Below are 18289 nucleotides of genomic sequence, written 5' to 3'. Positions count from 1 at the left end.
CACACCGGCAAGGATGGGGCTCATGTCAGGGCTCAGAACCTCTCCGGGCACACAAGGGCGAGGACGAGATAACCCAGCAGAGCGACGGCCACGACCAGGCCGACAATGTTCTCGGCGATCACAGCTTTGCCACCCGCTTGGCGATGAACGCCACCAGCGCGAAGACCGCGATCGTGGTGACGACGAAGGCCACGTCGGCCATCGTGAGCTCCTGGAAGAGATTCGGAAATGTTCGTGCCTCCAGAGGAAAACGCCTTTCCGAACGGCCGCGCCTTTTGTTGACGGCTCCCTTACGGCCATGGGCACACCTTTGACGGCGCTCTAACGCCCGCCCCTCCGCGGCGCGTCCGACGAGTCCTCGACAGGGGCACAGGCAAGCTCTTCGATCTGACGGCGTTCTGGCGCAGGACGGCGGCAGGCCGACCGAAGTCCCAGGGCGGTGGGTCCCGGCAGGAAGGCCTGAGCACGGGTCCCGGCGTCACCCTCACGCGTGGTCCGGGTGGCGCGGTCGCCGGTGCGGGTGCTTGCTGGTCCTAGTCGTCCTCCGGGGGCCCGCGCGAGCCGAGACACGCGACCGGGTGACGCACGGACCGGGAGAGGAAGCGAACGACGCCATGGAGAGGACAGGTCAGGCGCTGCACACTCCACGAGCCGCAGGAGTGGTGGGGATCATCTTCGCCCTCCTGCTCGCTGCCGCCATCATTCTGGTCCGCCTCGCTCTGCCGGACGGACCGGGCGACGTGAACAGCGGTTGGCTCTCCAATCCCTCGCGTCGGGGCTCGGTACAGACGGCGCTCAACCTCATCCCCTTCGCGGGCATCTTCTTCCTGTGGTTCATGGGCGCTGTGCGGGCACGTATCGGTGAGGCGGAGGACCAGTTCCTCGCCACTGTCTTCCTGGGCAGCGGTCTGCTCTTCGTGGCGACACTTTTCGGGGCCGCGGCAGCTGCCGGAAGTCTGCTGGCCACGGCCGGTGCGTCCGGTGCCGACTCCAAGCTGCAACTGTGGGTCTTCGGCCAGCACTTCACCTACAGCCTTCTGACGACCTATTCGATGCGTATGGCCGCGGTGTTCATCCTCTCGACCTCCGCCATCGGGCATCGGCTCAAGGTCCTTCCACGCTGGCTCTCCGTCCTGGGCTATCTCGTCGCCCTGACACTCCTCTTCGTGACGGACAGCGTCGCCTGGTCCGAGCTGGTCTTTCCCCTGTGGGCTCTGGTGATCAGCCTTCACATTCTTGTGGCCGGCTCCCGGGCGCGGCGCGCACCCGCCGTCTCGTCATGACCAGCCACTTCCCTGGGCGTTGTCGACCCACAACCCCTTTGGCCCGCCTGCGCTCGCGCAAGCACGACACCCCTCGCATGCTGAGGCGGGGGGCTACGGGAAGGGCGGCCCCTTGATGAGGCTTGTTGTCGATCTCAACCGGTGCCAGGGGTACGCGCAGTGTGCCTTCCTCGCACCCGATGTATTCACCATGCACGGTGACGAGGCGCTGTTGTACGACCCGCACGCCGACGACGCACAGCGGGAGCACGTGGCGCGCGCCGCCGCGGCGTGTCCGGTCCAGGCCATCTTGGTGGACGACCTGGGCGATGCGCCGGCCCCGGCGAGGGAAGGACTGTCCAGTGGCCGGTGACGGGTACCTGGAGTGGATGCGGCGTGAGGGCCGGATCGTGATCGTGGGCGCCTCCCTCGCCGGCCTCCGGGCCGCGGAGACCCTACGGGAGGAGGGCTTCGCCGGTTCGCTGACGCTGATCGGCGACGAGCCCTACGAGCCCTACGACCGGCCGCCGCTGTCCAAGCAGGTCCTGCTCGGCAAGGCGTCCGCCGAGCACACCGCGCTGCCCCGGCGCCGGGCGATCGATGCGCAGTGGCGGCTCGGTGACGCCGCGACCGGGCTGGACATGGCCGCCAAGCGGGTACGCCTGGCCGACGGCGACGAGGTGGAGTACGACCGGCTGCTGATCACCACCGGCGTCCGCGCCCGGCCGTGGCCGCATGAACAGGAGGCCGAGCTGGACGGGGTCTTCGTGCTGCGCACACGCGAGGACGCGGCGGGGCTGCACCGGCGGCTGACGGCCGCACCCCGCCGGGTGCTCATCATCGGCGCCGGTTTCACCGGCTCGGAGATCGCCTCCGCCTGCCGTGAGCGGGGACTGCCCGTCACTGTCGCGGAGCGTGCGGCAGCGCCTCTCGTGGGGGCGCTCGGCGGCGTGGTCGGCCAGGTGGCCGCCGAGCTGCAACGCGAAGCAGGCGTGGACCTGCGCTGCGGCGTCATGGTCACAGGATTGGAGGGCGACTCGGCAGGGCGTCTGCGCAGTGCCCACCTGTCCGACGGTACGACGATCGACGCGGACGTCGCGGTGGTCTCGCTCGGCGCGACGCGCAACACCGAATGGCTGGCCGGATCCGGGCTCGGCGCCGGACCCCGGGGAATCGCTTGCGACGCGGGCTGCCGCGCCTTCGACGTCAGGGGCATCGTGACCGACGACGTCTTCGTCGCCGGTGACGTCGCACGATCCCCGCATGCGCTCTTCGGTTACCAGTTCCTGTCCCTGGAGCACTGGGGCAATGCCGTCGCGCAGGCCGAGATCGCGGCGCACAACATGATCAGCGCCAGTTCGGACCGCCGTCCGCACATGTGGGTGCCGGCCTTCTGGTCCTCGCAGTTCGGGGTCAGCATCAAGTCGGTCGGTGTCCCGTCCATGGGCGACCAGATCCTTGTCGCGCAGGGATCGCTCGCCGAGCGCCGCTTCACCGGCGTGTACGGATACCAGGGCCGTGTCATCGCCGCCGTCACCTTCGACCAGACCAAGTGGCTGGAGTTCTACCAGCGGCTGATCGAATCGGCGGCGCCGTTCCCGCCGGCCTTCCCCACCGTCGACCGCCGTCCTGAAGGTCTGCAGCCGGTCTCGGCCGACTTCCCCGACCCTTCCCTGCCCACCCACGGGCCGACCGTCACCCTCAGCGGCTACTCGCCGGCCGACCGGCGGATCACCTTCACCCCGGTCCGAGCCTGACCGCGGGCACGGCAACGCCCGTCCACGGCCCGCAAAGCCGTCTCCAACGCCCACAAGGACCCGTCATGACGCAAGCCTCGCTCCTGGGACAGATCCTCGACCACGCCAACCGTGCCGACCCCTACCCCCTGTACGCCGAGCTCCGCAAGACTCCGGTGTACAGGGAGGAAGACGGCGGCACGTACGTCGTCAGCAACTACTGGGAGATCAAGGGCCTGCTCCACGATCCGCGGATCAGTTCCGACGCCCGTAATCTGTCCCCCCAGGCGGCCGGCGCCCTCCCTGACCAGGAGGAGGAGGGCGCCCTGCCACCCACTTTCCTGAAGCTCGACCCTCCCGACCACGACCGGTTGCGCCGTATGACCATGCGTCCGTTCGGACCGCCGCACACACCGCGGCGCGTCCACAGCATGCGCGGCGAGCTCTCCAAGATCGTTTCGGACCTCATCGACGGCTTCGGAGACGGGGAGCACGTCGACCTCGTCGACAACTTTTCCTACCCCTTCCCCGTGACCGTGATCTGCAGACTGCTCGGGATCCCCCGCGAGGACGAGGCACGCTTCCACACCTGGGCCGACACCATCGCCGCCAGCCTGGACCCGGATCCCTCCGAGGACCCGACCGAGAGGCGCCGTGTCGCCCAGCAGGCCCGCACCGACCTGGGTGTGTACCTGGCGGGGCTCATCGACGAACGCCGCAAGGCTCCCGGTGAGGACATGCTCTCCGCGCTGGCCACCGAGCACGGACCGGACGGGCAGATGTCCCAGATGGAAGTGCTCAGCACCGCTGCTCTGCTTCTGATCGCCGGCCACGAGACCACGGTCAACCTCATCACCAACGGAATGCTCACCCTGTTGCGCAACCCGAACGTTCTCAAGCGGCTGCGGGAAGAGCCTCAGCTGGCCATCCCGCTCGTGGAAGAACTCCTGCGCTTCGAGCCCCCCGTGCAGCTGCTGCCCCAGCGCACCACGCTCGCGGATATCGAGGTCGCCGGCACCACCATCCCCAAGGGCGCGTCCCTCTGGCTCGTCCTGGCCTCCGGCAACCGGGACCCTCAACGCTTCCCCGACCCCGACCGCTTCGACCCCGACCGCAAGGACAACCAGCACCTCGGCCTCGGCAGCGGCATCCACAACTGCTTCGGCGCGCCCCTGGCCCGGCTGGAGGCACAGATCGCTCTGACCCAGCTCGCGCGCAGGCTCGACAATCCCAGCCTGGTGGAGGACCCACCCCCCTACCGCCAGAACGCTGTCCTGCGCGGCCCCCGGCACCTGAAGATCGCGTTCGACGGCTTGCGTGCCTAAGAAGTGTTCCTGATGCCTACATGAAAGGTTGAATGCGTCTGAGTGCCTCTTCTCCGATCCCTTCTCAGAGCGGTGCGAAGAATTCGCTGGACATCGCATAGGCCGGCGGCGAGCGTTGCCGGTTCGTCCCGATGCTCGGTCTGGATGGGGACGGCTGGCGCACGTGGCCGTCGGCGAGGCCCGCACGTTTGTCGACCTGCTCGAACACCTGCGAACCCCACAGCTATCCGGAAGCTGTCCGGGCCGTGTCGGCCGAGCCCTGCGACCTGCTTGCCCGGCATCCCCAGCTGACTCAGTCCATGGTGACGGTGCCTCCTCGAGTGGGCCCTGTTGCCATGGGCCTCCGCCTACGCCCCCCTGCCGAACCTCTCCGCGGTACAACGGGCGCATGTTCTGCGCAGGAAGCAGGCAGCAAGGTGGAACGGAGAGGGGGGCGGCGGCCGAGGTGGCGCCCTCGACAGCTCCGCGCGCCGACATGCGCGCCCTGTTGCCGCTGCACTCCAGGTGATTGGCTGCTTGCGGTCCGGGCTGAGCGCTGGCTGGGGGCTGCTAGTTGGACCGGTGCAATCAGTGTTGCTGCGTCAATGGTCGTGACAGTTGGCTCGGTGGCGGTACTGCGTCTGTGGCGGCAAAGGTCGAAACCGGCCAGGCCACGGCGTATCCCAACAGATGTGCCCCTGGACGTGCCCTGGTCGGGTCATGGGGGCTCGGCCTGCCAGCCCTGACACACGCAGCCCGGCCGTTCCCCAAGCGCTTCTCCGGTCGCCGACATCCCGATAGGTACCTCCGGCCCGCCGCCCATAACTCCCTCAGGACTGTCATGCACTCATTACGCAACCGACGCTGGACCTCAGCCGTACTCATCGTCATAGCCTTGGTAGCGTCGCTCCTGTCGCCATCGTCGGCCTTCGCGTGGGGTTGGGACTTCAGCGTGCCCTCCACCTCCGCGGCCGAGAACGGCACCCTTGTCTCGCTTGCCCGCCGGCCCAGTCAGATGGACGTGTTCTGGATCCGTTCCGACGGTGCCGTCATCACTGCCGCATGGAGCGACGGGAGACGGATCTGGGAGTTGCAGACCGTGGCCCCACCGGGGTCGGCGCAAACCGGCACCCTGGCGGGCGGGCTCGCCGCGGTGTCCCGGAACCCGGATCACCTGGATGTCTTCTGGGTGCGGCCGGACGGAGGAGTCGGCAGCTCCTGGTGGGATGCCGCCACAAGGAGGTGGGCCGCACCCTTCTCCATCGCGCCCGCGAGACATGCCCTCTACGGCACCCTGGCCGCCGTTGCCCGCAACCCCGACCAGCTCGACGTGTTCTGGATCGGCCCGGACCGCGCGATCGGAACCACCGCGTGGAACCCATCCCATGGATGGCTCCGCCCATGGCCGATCACACAGCCCGGGGCCGCCCACTATCCGGGCGGAGCACTCTCGGTGGTGTCCAGGACCCGTGATCAGCTCGATCTGTTCTGGGTGCGACCCGACGGCGGGGTGTCGACCGCGTGGTGGAACGCCCGTGCCAACTGGCCGTCCCGGTCCATCGCACCGGCCGGCCATGTACTGATCGGAACGCGGGAGGCCCCCAAGCGCTCTGCTCTCACCGCCTTGGCCCGCCGTCCGGACCAGCTGGACGTCTTCTGGATCGGCCCGGACGGCGGCATCGGCACCACGGCCTGGAACCCCCGGTTCGACTGGCCCCAGCCCTGGCCGATCGCATGGCCTGGTGCCGCTGCACCCGGCGGCCTGGCTGCGACAAGTCGTTCGCCCGGACAGATCGACCTCGTCTGGATCACGAAGAACAACCGGGTGCAACACCTCGGGTTCGATGAGCGCCTCCCCGGCGGATGGGACGGACTCGCAGTTGCCCCGGCCGAGCACGCCCTCCCCGGACCCATCAGTCTCGTCGGCCGCGGCCCCCACCACATGGATGCCTTCTGGGTGCGCCCGGACCGCGCCGTCGGCAGCAACTGGTGGCACACCGAGCGCGTCCGCGTCCATCTGAAGCTAGTCAACCTCCCCAACGCGGACATGGCGCCTGTCACCAACGCTCTCGCTGACACACGGACGGTGTTCGCTCGGGCCGAGATAGGAGTTGATCTGGCCTCCGTCGAGCGGATCAACGTGCCAGGGATGAACGAGGTCGACGTGAACCCCTGCCTCGCGGCGCCGAACAACCATCTCGTGTCGTCCGAGCAGAACCTCCTGTTCGGCCACCGCAACAACGTCGCAAACGGCGACATCGTGGTGTACGTCGCCCCGACGCTCGTCCCCACCAGTACCTTGGGCTGCGCCTCGCACCCCGTGGGGAGGCCAGGCGCCGTCATCCGCTACGACGCCGCCAGGTGGACGATGGCACACGAGATTGCCCACGTCCTGGGCCTGGAGCACGTCAAATGCGACACGCCGCCGTGCAACCAGTTCTTCGGTCGGCTCATGTGGCCGAACGCCGGGCAGATCAACAAGGATGTGCCGGACATAACCGCTGAGGAAAAGTCCATCATGTACGCCAACTCCCTTACCCGGTAACAGCCACCCATCCGCGCAGCGATCAGGGGTGGTGCAGGGCGCGTGGGCAGCCTGCAGGTTGGCGCAGGCCGTCCACGCGCTCGGGAGTCCGGCGACGGCTCCGGTGCGTCCTGGACGGTCGGGGTCGAACATCCTGCCTCGGCAACGTACCGCTCTCCCGCCTGCTGCAAACGGGCCTGACACAGGCGGCGCACGCAGCTGCGCGGGATGTGCGACCGCGCATTCGGTCTTCTGGGCGGGGGTGGTGATGTCGGTGATGTCGGTGATGTCGGTGATGGAGACCGTCCACTCGTCTGCGTAGCGATGTGCGGCTTCGCCTGCGAGGCCGAGTTGCAGCGAGCGGTAGGGAAGCGGCTGCAAGCACGGATCGCGCGTTGGCAGGCCGGTTGAGGTCGTGGACCGTCGAACCCTGCATCCCAGGGCACATGAGCGATTACGCAGTGCGAAGGGGCGCCTGCTCCGGCTGCGGTCACGTCCAGCGGCGCTGCTGTTGGACGGCCTGCATGAGGTCCTCGATAGCGGTCTGCGGTCACGCGCGTCGTCGATCGCTTCGAGAGCCGCGGCCTCACGAATGTGGTGGGGAAGCGCTTCGGCGGCCGTGAGTTGGTAGGCGGCCTTACGGCGCGCCCTGCACTCGGCCGGGTCTACCGCGCCGGCGCCGGACAGCGGAAAGACGGATGCCTTGTACGCGGATGTCCCCAGCACCATCATGTCCGCGATTCCATCGGCGTACCCGAGCGCGGCGGCCTTTCCCTGTCCTTCCCGGATGGTTGCGATCATTTGACGGCGGGACAGGGCCGTGGCCAGGGCTGCGCCGCCTCCCAGGAAAGGGCGCAGGTGACGGTGAGGAAAGGCCCGTCCCGGACGGAGCCGGTGAGTGCGCCGAGGCCCGCGATCGCGATGGTCCATCAGCCGCCGTCCGGGAGCTCATTTGCTCGGGTGTGGTGCCATGGTGGGAGTGCCCCGGCCGGGCGACGAGAGCCTGTTCAGTTGATGACGGCGGTGGCTTCGATCTCGACCAGGTGCTCGGGTACGTCCAGTGCCGCGACGCCCAGCAGCGTGGCCGGCGGTACTGGCGTGACGCCGAGCTTCGCGGTCGCCCGGGTGATCCCGTCCATGAGGATGGGCATCTTGTCGGGGCTCCAGTCGACGACGTAGACAGTCAGTTTCGCCACGTCGTCGAAGGAGCTGCCGATCTCGGCCAGGGCTGTGCCGATGTTGAGGTAGCACTGCTCGACCTGGGCGGCGAGGTCGCCTTCGCCGACCGTGACACCGTCGACGTCCCAGGCGACCTGCCCGGCGATGAAGACCAGCTTCGACCCGGTCGCGATCGACACCTGCCGGTAGGCGTCGATTTCCGGCAGTCCGTTGGGGTTCACCAGGGTGATGGCCATGCTGCCTGCCTCCTTGTCATGAGAGCGCGCGGGCTCGCGTGCACCCAGCCACGGCCCATGTGCTCTCTTGTGGTTACTCGGGAACCATAGGAGAGTGGCCGCTGACATGGAAGAACGCACTTTTCAGTGACTGGGGAACCTTATGGTGACCAAGCAGTTCACAGGCTCGCCGGACGAAGCGGACCTGAGGCGCGCGGACTCTCTGGCTCGGGAGATCTTCTCGGACGTCGCCAACAAGTGGGCTCTCCTGATCATCGAGGCTCTGGGGGAGCGCACCCTGCGCTTCGGTGAGCTGCGGAACGAGATCGGGGGCGTCAGCCACAAGATGCTCACCCAGAACCTGCGCATGCTGGAGCGCAACGGCCTGGTCGAGCGGACGGTGCACCCGGTCGTGCCGCCGCGGGTCGAGTACACCCTCACCGAGCCGGGCCAGGCCCTGCGGGTGACGATCGACGGACTGTGCGACTGGACCCACCGGTACCTCGGTCACATCGAGGCCTCCCGCCACCGCTTCGACGCCTGACGGGTTGATCAGCGGCGGACACTGCACCGGCCCCTGGGCCATGGCGCTGGATCATCGCGGGGCCGTTCCACCGGCTGCGGCACCGCCGCGTGGTCGGCAGAAGCAACCCGTCCGGGGATGCGGCGGTCTTACCGGGCGTCGTGCTCAGAGGATCAGCCTCTGTCGACTCGTACGGGTAACCGACTGGAGAGGGCGCACTCCATGGTGCTGGATCCCAATTTCTGCCTGGACGTTCCGGAGGGTTTCGACGATTCGGATGCTGAGACTGGGGTGCATCCCATCGCCAGGAAGCTGTTCCCCGCCACAACTGCCGCGGATGCCTTCAGGAAAGCCCATGAGTGGGTGCGGGAACAAAGAGTCCGCCTGGTCGACGTGTCGTGGGACTTCTTCCACGACGAGGACGAGCCCTACTGCCTGAGCATCTATTTCACGTTCGAGCTGGATCCCGAAGACGCCTGACCACCTCGCAGCCGACAGCTCCGGTCGGCCCCTGGCCTTCCGCCTCACCGCCGGACCGGCCGGTGATGCGGCGGCGTTCGAGGTGGACCGGGTGGTGAACAACAGCGGCTGCTGGGGCTGGGCGGGTGAGCCGTTGCCGACACTGCTTACGGCCAGGTCGCTGGACAGCTGACGCTGAGGGCGGCGGCTCCTCGGAGTCGTCGCCCTCAGCCAACTGCTCGGGTCGGCCGACGCGTACGCGCCCGGCCAGTGCCTGTACGTCTACGTCAGCCGCGTGCTCAGCAACATCGGGCTGCACGACCGCACGCCGGCGGTGGTCACGGCGTACGAATCGCGCCGGGGCGTGGCCGGGCGGACGGACTCGTGAGGGCGTATCGAGCGCTCGGCGTGTCCAGTTGGCCCGGGGCGTCTTCGGCTCGCCGTTGCTGTTGTCGGCTTCGCCCGGCTCCCGCGGACGATCACGTCACGGAGGTGGCCGCGTGGTCGAACCGGGCTTCGGTGGGCAGTGGGCGTCGACCGCATGGAGCGCGTCCGAGGGCAGGGGGGACGGAGTGGGCGCCGCCGGGACGGGCCCCCGGCCGGCCGGCACGCCGGGTGTCAGCCGGCGGACGGCGCCTGCCGCGTGCGGGTCCATTCGACCACCTCGTCCGCGCTCCAGCTGTTCACCACCCGCTCCACCGGGACTGCGCACTCTTCGGCCCGGGCACAGCCGATGATCTGCCAGTCCAGCTGGCCCGGAGCATGAGCGTCGGTGTCGATGGTGAAGAGCACTCCGGCCTCGACGGCACGGCGGAGCAACCGGCGCGGCGGGTCACGGCGTTCGGGACGGCAGTTGATCTCCACGGCCGTGCCGTGATCGGCGCAGGCGGCGAGCACCTTTTCCGCGTCGAACTGCGACTCGGGCCGCTTCTTCCCGTCGCCGATCAGCCGGCCGGTGCAGTGGCCGAGCACATCGGTGAGCGGGTTCTGCACGGCGCGCAGCATCCGGCGGGTCATCGGGCCCGGGTCCATGCGGAGTTTGGAGTGGACCGAGGCGACGACCACGTCGAGGCGGTCGAGGAGTTCCGGGTCCTGGTCGAGGGTGCCGTCGGGCAGGATGTCGCACTCGATGCCGGTGAGCATCCGAAAGGGTGCCCACTCGCGGTTGAGCCGCTCGACGATGTCCAGTTGGGCGAGCAGTCGCTCCGCGCTCAGTCCGCGGGCGACCTTGAGCGTGGGTGAGTGGTCGGTGAGGGCGGCCCATTCGTGGCCGAGTTCGGCAGCCGTACGGCCCATGTCCTCGATGGGGCTGCCTCCGTCCGACCAGTCGGAGTGCACATGGCAGTCGCCGCGCAGCGCGGCGCGCAGCCGGTCGCCGCGTTCGGCGAGCGGGGCGGCCGCTTCCTCCTCCAGATGCCGCAGATACTCCGGTGTCCGGCCGGCCAGCGCCTCTTGTACGACACCTGCGGTCTTGGGGCCGATGCCCTTGACCTTGACGAGTGTTCCGTCGGCGGCGCGCCGGGCGATCTCGTCGGGGTCGAGTTCGGCAAGTGCCGCGGCGGCGTTACGGAAGGCCCGTACGCGATAGGTCTCCGCGAGCGAGCGCTCCAGAAGGAACGCGATGCGGTCCAGCGCTTCCACCGGGTCCATCGGCGCCTCCTGGGTCCCTTTGCTCAGTCAACCCTGGGTGCGGAACTTCGTCCAACGAAGACCTGAATCCTTCCCTCCCCCTTTCAATCAACGGTTCAAGGATACCCTTACCTTACATTTATTTGATCAACTCACCCGACCGTCTTTCTTCGGCCGATTCGACCCATCACTCCCCCGCTGGTCAGAGCCTCGATCACGGTCACAGCCCGCCTCCTGTCGGTCACTTCGAGTGACCGAAACGCGATGCACGTCCAAGCGTTCTTGGCTGTCGTGGGCAAGACTCCCGTTCGAAATCCGAAACCACGAACCATAGGAGTGTTCGAAATGCGGTACATCGCCCGAGGTCTCGCTCTCGCTGCGGCCACCACGCTCGTGCTCGTCGCAGCGCCGTCAGTGAGCACCGCCGGCGCGGCACAGTCCGGCACGAAGGGCACCCAGGAGACGCAGAGCCTGTACGCGCCGTCCGCCCTCGTGCTCACCGTCACGGCGGGAGACGACGCCGCGAACGGGACCGTCCTGCGCGCGGTGACCCTCGGCTGTGCGCCCAGGGCGACCGGCACGCACCCCGCCGCGGCCGAGGCCTGTGCCGAACTGCGCGCCAACGAGGCCCGGTTCGACGCGATCACCACACGCGGCTCGAACGCCGCCTGCACCAAGCAGTGGGACCCGGTGACCGTCACCGCGGACGGTGTGTGGGAGGGCAAGCGCGTCAGCTATGTGCACACCTTCGGCAACGCCTGCACAAAGGGTCATGGCAGTGGGGTGGTCTTCGGCTTCTGAGCCAGGGGACTGCCCGACCCCGAGGGGGGAGAACAACGAGCGGCCACGGCATGTGCCGTGGCCGCTCGTTGTTCAGGGTGCTCAGGCCGCCGGCGGCACCCGCGATGGGCGGCCGGCGCCCCGGGTGAGCGTGTAGCCGCCGATACCGGCGAGGGCGCCGAGGAGGCCGCCCGCCACCGTCCAGATCCATCGGTCGGACCACCAGCCGGAGGCCCAGTCGGTATCCGACGCCTGCTCGTTCTGGGCGTCGTCCTGCTGCGCGTCGGTGGGCACGCCGGGGACGAGCGGCTCGGCCAGCGAACCGTCCACCGCGTACGCGCCGCCCACGTCCTTCGACACCGCCTCGACCTCGGCCCGCAGGGGCAGACCGAGGTCTTCCTTCGGCAGGTCGACCACGGTCAGGCGCACGTAATAGCTGCCCGGCAACGGGTCGTTGGCCCATGTCTCGGCCAGTGCCCGCACCGGTCGCATCGTGCATGACAGCTCGACGGACGTGGCGTCCCGCCCCGCCGCCCTGGTCTGCATGCCGTACATACAGGACTGACGGCGGCGCAGCCCGTCGTAGACATCGAGCTGCCAGGTCGACGCACCGTGGCGGGTGGCCGCGTCGGGCAGCGTGACCTTGGCCTTGACCGTGGGCCGCTGCCCCGCGTCGGCGGGGAACACCCAGTACAGGTAGTCGCCGCCGGCCGCCTCGGCCGTCGCGGTCTGCCCCTGCTCGAACGAGGCGGCAGTACGGAAGGAGGTGCCCGCGACGGTCGGCCCGGCCCCGCTGCCGCTCTCGCTCGGGCTGGGTGACGGACTGTCCGCAAGGGCCGTGCCCGCGGAGCCCAGCAGCGTGGCGGCGCCGAGCGCGGCCGTCGTCAGTAGGCTTGCGAACCGCATCAGTTGGTCCTCCAGACAGCGATACGCCAGCGCGAGATCCAGCCCCAGAGCAGCCCGGCCAGCAGACCGCTCAGCACCAGGACACCGAGGAACCACCAGCCGCGGCCGAGGCCGAAGAAGGCCACGTCGGCCGCCTCGTCGGGTGCCTCGACCACATCGACGGCCAGCTCGACGGGCAGTCCGGGCTCGGTCTTGATACCCGCAGGCGCCGAGAACGAGTTGGCGACCTGCAGGCAGACGGTCTCCGCCGCGGGCTTCCCGTCCGCGTCGTCGCGTGGTGCCTTCGGATAGCGCAGGCCGGCCGAGATCACATCGGTTCGGCCTGTTCCTGCTTCCGAGCCGCGGACGATTTCGCGCCCGTGCACGGTGACGGCGCGCAGCAGGACGCCGTAGTCGTTGTTGACGGCCCGGTCGGCCGACACGCTGACCGAGGCGCGCAGCTCCTGGCCCGGCAGAACGTCCACGCGGTACCAGCGGTGCTCGCCGAACTTCTCGCGGTCGCTGTAGAGGCCCGGCTTCAGCTGCGGTGCGTCCGCGCAGCGCTGCGCGCCCTCGGTCGCCACGGGAGTGACGACCGGGTCGGCAGCCCGGTCCACCAACTGGCTCACCCGTTCGGAGAGTTCGTCGGTGTGCTGCACGGAGGTGTAGGTGCCGCCGGTGGCTTCGGCAATACACATCAGCTGGTCGCGGGTCTTGGCGTCGGGGACCAGGCCCAGGGTGTCGATGGTGAGGTGAATGCTCTTGGCGGCGATGTCCCGTGCCACCTCGCACGGGTCGAGCGGTGCGCAGGTGTCCTCGCCGTCGGTGATGAGCACGATCCGCCGGGTCGCGTCACCGCCTTCGAGGTCGTCGGCCGCGCCGAGCAGAGCCGGCCCGATGGGCGTCCAGCCGGTCGGGGCGAGCGTCGCGACGGCGGTCTTCGCCTCGGTCCGGTCGAGCGGCCCGACGGGGTAGAGCTGCCGGGTGTCCTTGCAGCCGCGCTTGCGGTCGTCACCCGGGTAGTCGGCGCCGAGCGTGCGGATGCCGAGCTGGACCTCTTCCGGCACCGCGTCCAGGACCGCGTTGAACGCCTGCTTCGCGGCGGCCATACGGCTCTTGCCGTCGATGTCCCTCGCCCGCATGGAACCGCTGACGTCGAGGACCAGTTCGACCTTGGGGGATTGGCCGGCCGCCGATTCGTCGGCGGCCGCCCCTGCCGGGAACAGCCCGGCGGCCAGGGCCGCGAGCAGGACGAGTGCCCCGGCCGCCGGCCTCTTTCTTATAATCATTCGCGGAGCGTAGTGAAGATCGACCGGTGAGCCAAAAGCGGGGCCGTGAACAGTGCGGGAAGAGCCGCGGACTTGTCCGTTCCGCAGTGCGTCGAGGCCTCGGCCGGCTCGGGCGCGAAGGACCGGCTCCCGGCCAGGCTCCACGGAACCGCGAGATCGGGCGAGCCGTGCCCTTCAGCGGCGGCGGCCGCCCGACACCGCCTGTGCGACGGCGTCGAAGAAGGCGGTGTGGGAGAGGGCGCTGCACGGGAGTTCGGGGTTCCACGGTACGAGCCGTGCCCGCGTGGCAACGGGCTGCCACGCCTCCACCGCGCCCAGCTCCTTCAGCGGCAGCGCATTGGCCCGCACGTCCGTCAGCACGACGTCCGGCGCCAACTGCGCGGCCGTGGACCAGTCGACGGTGGACCAGTTGACGCCGGGGCCCGCCTCGGGCGCCACGAGGGCGACCCCGCACTCGGCCAGTGCCCGCAGATCGGGCCATGTGTGCGGCCTGGCGAGGTGCACACTGTCCGGTCCGGCCGGCGACAGGGCAAGCACCCGGGTCCCCGGGGATTCGGCCGCCGCCGCGCGCAACCTCCGCCGTGCCGCGTCCGGTTGGGCCGCCGCGGACGGGTCCTCCTGCGCACCGAGGGAGCGGGCCAGCGCGGCGAACCGGTCACGCACCTCGTCCAACGAGCGCCCCTGGCCGACGTCGAGCACCACCACCGGGACCCGTTCCTCGAGGTGCTTGGCCGTGTCGGGATCCAGGCCGTAGACCTGGTCGGAGCCGTAGGTCACCGCGACCAGAAGGTCCGGGCGCGCCCGAAGCACCGCGTCCGCGTCGACGCCCGAACCCGATCCGAGATAACCGATGTGCTCGAGCGGTAACCTCCCGGCCTTGGCCGGATCGACTCTCCCGCCGTCGTGATGGGACCCGAACACGCCTGCCGGGCGTATGCCGTGGTCGAACAGGGCCGCGCCCGCCTGGACATAGGCGATGAGTCTCGCGGGTGTTCCGGGTGCGGTCGCCAACCGGCCTCGGTCGTCCAGGAATTGCCAGTCCGCCTCTCCTGCCATACCGCCCGCACCCCAGTTCTCGCATATTCACCGGTCACCGTTCCCCGTGTGACTGCCCCGCGGCCACCTCTGTCACGCCTGGCGGCCGTCGCTGCTTCGGCGCGGTCACGCAGGAGGGAGTCAGCCCGTTCAGAGCGGGGCCGCGGCGGTGGGCAGCGTGACCTCGAAGCGGCAGCCGCCTGACACGTTGCGTACATCGGCGTGGCCCTCGTGCGCCTCGACGATGCCGCGCACGATCGCCAGGCCGAGGCCCGCGCCCGCGGGTGGTGTACGCGCCTGGGTGCCGCGCCAGCCGGTGTCGAAGACCCGGGGCAGATCCTCCTCAGGGATGCCGCCGCAGCCGTCGGTGACCGACAGGACGACCCGGTCCGCCCGGCGTTCGGCGGCAACGGCCACCGTGCCGTCGGCGGGCGTCCGGCGGATGGCGTTGACCAGCAGGTTCGCCAGGACCCTGGTCATCTCCTTGCCGTCCACCTCGACCGGGATCGGCTCGACGCCGTCGCCCGTCAGACGTACCCCGTACTCCCGCGCCAGCGGGTCCGCACCGGCCAGGGCCTCGCCGACCAGGTCGTACACCGACATCCGGGTCGGGGTGAGCGCCAGAGCACCCGCGTGGATCCGGGAGAGTTCGAAGAGGTCCCCGACCATCGCGTTGAGCCGGTCGACCTCGGTACGGATCTGGCGGAAGTACCGCTCGGGGTCCTGGACGACCCCGTCCTCCAGCGCCTCCGACATGGCACGCAGCCCGGCCAGCGGGGTGCGCAGATCGTGGGAGATCCAGGCGACGAGCTCGCGACGGGAGGCCTCCAGGGCGCGTTCACGTTCCCGCGAGGCGGCGAGCCGGTCGCTGGTGGTGGCGAGCTCCCGGCTGAGCGCGTCCAGCTCCGCGGTCGACGCCCGGCCGGGCGCGGCGAAGGACCCGCCCTCCCCGAACGAGCGTGCGGCCAGGGCGAGTTCGTGGCTGCGGGCGACAACCCAGCGCCCCAGCAGCAGCGCGGTGGCGAGCGAGACGACGGCCGCCATCGCGACGACCGTGGTGACGACGGTGAGGTCGTGCGCCGACAGGAACATGGCCTGGGCAACCGCGAGGGTCCCGGCAAGCATGGCGGTGACCGTGACGGCGGCGACGACGGTCAGCGAGACGGCGACCGAGCGGTGGCGCAGGATCCGCAGCACGACGGCACCGAGCAGCCCGGCGGCCGCGGCCCCCAGGAAGGCGAAGAGGGCGATGAGCAGTGTGTCCCGCACGACGATCAGCCCTCTCCGCGCGGGGTGCGCCCCCGCGGCCCGTACCCGCCCACGGCCCCGGGCCGCGCCTCACCGGAGCTGCGGGCGGGCGCCTCGCCGGACCGCACGCCGCCGCCGTGCGGCAGACCGCCCGGCGGGGCGTCGCCGCGGGGAACGCGGCCGGCCTGCGCGATCCCGCCCCGAACGGCCCCGTCGGCGTCGTCCTCGGCCGGGACGTCGAATCGGTAGCCCACGCCCCACACCGTCTGGATCAGCCGGGGCCTGGCCGGGTCGTCCTCGATCTTGCCGCGGAGGCGGCGGACGTGGACGGTGACCGTGGACAGATCGCCGAACTCCCAGCCCCACACGTCCTGCATCAGCCGCTCCCGGCCGATCGCCTCGCCCGGATGCCTCATCAGATGCGCCAGCAGGTCGAACTCCCGCAAGGTCAGGGGAAGTTCACGGCCGTCCTTGACCGCGCGCCGGGCCGCCGGATCCAGCACGATGCCCGCCGCGGACAGCTCGGGCCCCGCCCGCCGCTCCCCCGCCGCGCCGTTGTTCCTGCGCAGCACGGACTCCACCCGCAGCACAAGCTCACGCGGACTGAACGGCTTGGTCACATAGTCGTCCGCCCCTACTTCGAGCCCGAGGATGCGGTCGTCCTCGTCGCCACGCGCGGTCAGCATGATCACGGGTACCGGGCCGAGCTCAGCGGCGCGGAGTCTGCGGCAGACCTCCAGGCCGTCCATGCCCGGCAGCATCAGGTCGAGGACGACCAGGTCGGGCCGATGCCCGGCAGCCAGCCTGAGCGCCTGCGGGCCGTCGGCGGCCCGGTCCACGGTGAAACCGGCGCGCTCCAGGTATCCGGTGACCACCTCGGCGACCGTGGGATCGTCGTCGACGACCAGAATGCTGTGCATACCGCCAGTGTCCTCGCCCCCGGCGCCCGCCACCGCGCGCGCGGCCTTACGAATCCATGACATCCCGTCCGTGAAGTCACTTCCCGACGCCGATCGCCGACGTCGACCGCTGACGTCCGATTCGTTCAAGACCGGCCGCGACGCCCCTGCCTACGTTGAGGTCATGACTCCACGACTCGACGCAATCGGCCTGGTCGTCGCCGACATGGCCGCCTCGCTCGCCTTCTACCGCCGGCTCGGCCTGGATGTCCCCGCCGAGGCCGACACCGCTCCCCATGTCCAGCACACGCTCCCCGGCGGGCTGCGGCTGCTGTGGGACACGGAGGAGAACGTACGCTCCTTCGACCCCGGGTGGTCCCTCCCCGGGCCTTCGGCCGGGGAGACCCCCGTCCCGCTTCGCTCCCCCGGCGCGGAGCGGGTGGGCCTCTGCTTCGTCTGCCAGAGCCCCGCCGAGGTCGACTCCGTTCACGACGAGCTGATCGCAGCCGGGTACAGGAGCCACCTCAAGCCCTGGGACGCGGTCTGGGGACAGCGCTACGCGGTCGTGCTGGACCCCGACGGCAACGGCGTCTCGCTGTTCGCCGACGCCTCGTAGGCACCGAGCGTGATCCCGGCCAGGGCGCGCATCTCCCGGGCGAGATGCGCCTGGTCGGCACAGCCCGACGCCACCGCGGCCGTCGCATACGGGACACCCCGGCGCACCAGCGTCAGGGCCCGCTGCAGCCGCAGGATCCGGGCCAGGGTCTTTGGTCCGTAGCCGAACGCGTCGAGCGAGCGCCGGTGCAGCTGCCGGGCACCGAGCCCGACCGCGTCGGCCGCCCCGCCTACCGTGCCGCCCGCGTCCAGATGCCGTACGACCGCACCCAGCAGCCGGTCCGGGGGCCGGGCCTCGGCCGTGCGCCGCAGTGCCACGCCCTCCAGCTCGGCGAGCTGGTCGGCGGCGTCGTCGATCCGCTCGGAGAGCCGTCGCGCCTCGGCGGCGCCCCACAGATCCGCGAGATCCACCCGCCGGTCGCGCAGCTCGTGCGCCGGCACACCCAGAACCGTGGGAGCGACCCCCGGCGCGAAGCGCACCCCCGTCCACCGGGTGCCGGGGGGACCGTCAGGGGTGTGTGCGTGGGTGTCGGGGCCCGCAACCAGGAGCCGGCCCCGGGACCAGATCAGGTCCATGCAGCCATCGGGCAGTACCGGAAGTACGGGAACTGCACGCTGCACCTGATGACCGGCGCGAGCCGGTCGATCCGCTGTCCGCGTCCAGACGACGGCGCCCTCCAGCAGCGACGGCCGTTCCTCGTACATGG

At 70.1% G+C, this 18289-nt stretch carries 18 protein-coding genes and 1 pseudogene; 9 read left to right on the top strand and 10 right to left on the bottom strand.

Translation table 11 applies throughout. The features are described 5' to 3' along the window. Positions 1 to 32: 32 nt before the first annotated feature. The gene (gene kdpF / locus ACFYWI_RS25580) at positions 33 to 122 is read right to left on the bottom strand and encodes a K(+)-transporting ATPase subunit F (RefSeq protein ID WP_389236796.1); all 90 of its coding nucleotides are present in this window, start codon (positions 120 to 122) and stop codon (positions 33 to 35) included. A gap of 492 nt (positions 123 to 614) precedes the next feature. Between kdpF and ACFYWI_RS25575 the strand changes: the two genes are divergently transcribed. From ACFYWI_RS25575 to ACFYWI_RS25555, 5 genes are all read left to right on the top strand, one after another. Further along, positions 615 to 1283, top strand: a complete 669-nt coding sequence (locus ACFYWI_RS25575) for a hypothetical protein (protein ID WP_389236794.1) — start codon at positions 615 to 617, stop codon at positions 1281 to 1283. Between the two features lie 115 nt (positions 1284 to 1398). Then, the gene (locus ACFYWI_RS25570; RefSeq protein WP_389236792.1) at positions 1399 to 1635 is read left to right on the top strand and encodes a ferredoxin; all 237 of its coding nucleotides are present in this window, start codon (positions 1399 to 1401) and stop codon (positions 1633 to 1635) included. Further along, positions 1625 to 3019 carry an NAD(P)/FAD-dependent oxidoreductase gene (locus tag ACFYWI_RS25565; RefSeq protein ID WP_389236790.1) on the top strand — a complete coding sequence of 465 codons (1395 nt, stop codon included), beginning with the start codon at positions 1625 to 1627 and terminating at the stop codon, positions 3017 to 3019. The genes ACFYWI_RS25570 and ACFYWI_RS25565 overlap by 11 nt, the downstream gene beginning before the upstream one ends. A gap of 65 nt (positions 3020 to 3084) precedes the next feature. Next, positions 3085 to 4323, top strand: coding sequence for a cytochrome P450 (locus tag ACFYWI_RS25560; protein ID WP_389236788.1), 1239 nt, complete (start codon positions 3085 to 3087; stop codon positions 4321 to 4323). Between the two features lie 931 nt (positions 4324 to 5254). Beyond that, on the top strand, positions 5255 to 6847 hold the full coding sequence (locus ACFYWI_RS25555; protein WP_389237060.1) for a hypothetical protein: 1593 nt from the start codon (positions 5255 to 5257) through the stop codon (positions 6845 to 6847). Positions 6848 to 7102: 255 nt separating this feature from the next. On the opposite strand, the pseudogene ACFYWI_RS25550 reads toward ACFYWI_RS25555, so the two are convergent. Both ACFYWI_RS25550 and ACFYWI_RS25545 read right to left on the bottom strand, forming a co-directional pair. Further along, positions 7103 to 7225, bottom strand: a pseudogene (locus ACFYWI_RS25550) (DUF4291 family protein); the annotation flags it as partial. 608 nt (positions 7226 to 7833) lie between these two features. Continuing rightward, positions 7834 to 8241 carry a RidA family protein gene (locus ACFYWI_RS25545; RefSeq protein WP_389236786.1) on the bottom strand — a complete coding sequence of 136 codons (408 nt, stop codon included), beginning with the start codon at positions 8239 to 8241 and terminating at the stop codon, positions 7834 to 7836. A 142-nt stretch (positions 8242 to 8383) separates the two neighbouring features. Between ACFYWI_RS25545 and ACFYWI_RS25540 the strand changes: the two genes are divergently transcribed. After that, on the top strand, positions 8384 to 8764 hold the full coding sequence (locus ACFYWI_RS25540) for a winged helix-turn-helix transcriptional regulator (RefSeq protein WP_389236784.1): 381 nt from the start codon (positions 8384 to 8386) through the stop codon (positions 8762 to 8764). Positions 8765 to 8965: 201 nt separating this feature from the next. Further along, on the top strand, positions 8966 to 9223 hold the full coding sequence (locus tag ACFYWI_RS25535; RefSeq protein ID WP_389236782.1) for a hypothetical protein: 258 nt from the start codon (positions 8966 to 8968) through the stop codon (positions 9221 to 9223). 597 nt (positions 9224 to 9820) lie between these two features. Here the strand turns inward: ACFYWI_RS25535 and ACFYWI_RS25530 are convergent. Continuing rightward, positions 9821 to 10852 carry a PHP domain-containing protein gene (locus ACFYWI_RS25530; RefSeq protein ID WP_389236780.1) on the bottom strand — a complete coding sequence of 344 codons (1032 nt, stop codon included), beginning with the start codon at positions 10850 to 10852 and terminating at the stop codon, positions 9821 to 9823. A gap of 324 nt (positions 10853 to 11176) precedes the next feature. Between ACFYWI_RS25530 and ACFYWI_RS25525 the strand changes: the two genes are divergently transcribed. After that, entirely contained in the window at positions 11177 to 11632 is a 456-nt protein-coding gene (locus tag ACFYWI_RS25525) for a subtilase-type protease inhibitor (RefSeq protein ID WP_389236778.1), read from the top strand. Positions 11633 to 11713: 81 nt separating this feature from the next. Here the strand turns inward: ACFYWI_RS25525 and ACFYWI_RS25520 are convergent, their stop codons facing one another. The 5 genes from ACFYWI_RS25520 to ACFYWI_RS25500 form a co-directional block, all read right to left on the bottom strand. Beyond that, positions 11714 to 12517, bottom strand: a complete 804-nt coding sequence (locus tag ACFYWI_RS25520) for a hypothetical protein (RefSeq protein WP_389236776.1) — start codon at positions 12515 to 12517, stop codon at positions 11714 to 11716. Beyond that, positions 12517 to 13785, bottom strand: coding sequence for a VWA domain-containing protein (locus tag ACFYWI_RS25515; protein WP_389236774.1), 1269 nt, complete (start codon positions 13783 to 13785; stop codon positions 12517 to 12519). The genes ACFYWI_RS25520 and ACFYWI_RS25515 overlap by 1 nt, the downstream gene beginning before the upstream one ends. A 174-nt stretch (positions 13786 to 13959) precedes the next feature. After that, positions 13960 to 14841, bottom strand: coding sequence for an ABC transporter substrate-binding protein (locus ACFYWI_RS25510; protein WP_389236771.1), 882 nt, complete (start codon positions 14839 to 14841; stop codon positions 13960 to 13962). Positions 14842 to 14970: 129 nt separating this feature from the next. Beyond that, on the bottom strand, positions 14971 to 16089 hold the full coding sequence (locus ACFYWI_RS25505) for a sensor histidine kinase (protein WP_389236769.1): 1119 nt from the start codon (positions 16087 to 16089) through the stop codon (positions 14971 to 14973). Between the two features lie 5 nt (positions 16090 to 16094). Beyond that, positions 16095 to 16988: a response regulator transcription factor gene (locus ACFYWI_RS25500; protein WP_389236767.1), complete on the bottom strand. Its 894-nt coding sequence runs from the start codon at positions 16986 to 16988 to the stop codon at positions 16095 to 16097. Between the two features lie 163 nt (positions 16989 to 17151). Here ACFYWI_RS25500 and ACFYWI_RS25495 point away from each other — a divergent pair, with 163 nt between their 5' ends. After that, positions 17152 to 17583, top strand: a complete 432-nt coding sequence (locus ACFYWI_RS25495; RefSeq protein ID WP_389236765.1) for a VOC family protein — start codon at positions 17152 to 17154, stop codon at positions 17581 to 17583. On the opposite strand, the gene ACFYWI_RS25490 is transcribed toward ACFYWI_RS25495, so the two are convergent. Further along, entirely contained in the window at positions 17523 to 18287 is a 765-nt protein-coding gene (locus tag ACFYWI_RS25490; protein WP_389236763.1) for a DUF6597 domain-containing transcriptional factor, read from the bottom strand. The two genes, ACFYWI_RS25495 and ACFYWI_RS25490, sit on opposite strands and share 61 nt — an antisense overlap. Between the last annotated feature and the right edge of the window lie 2 nt (positions 18288 to 18289).

Source organism: Streptomyces sp. NPDC002889, assembly GCF_042888425.1.
GTDB lineage: Bacteria > Actinomycetota > Actinomycetes > Streptomycetales > Streptomycetaceae > Streptomyces.
Note: the sequence above shows the minus strand (reverse complement) of the source record. Positions and strands in the feature narration are given on the sequence as shown.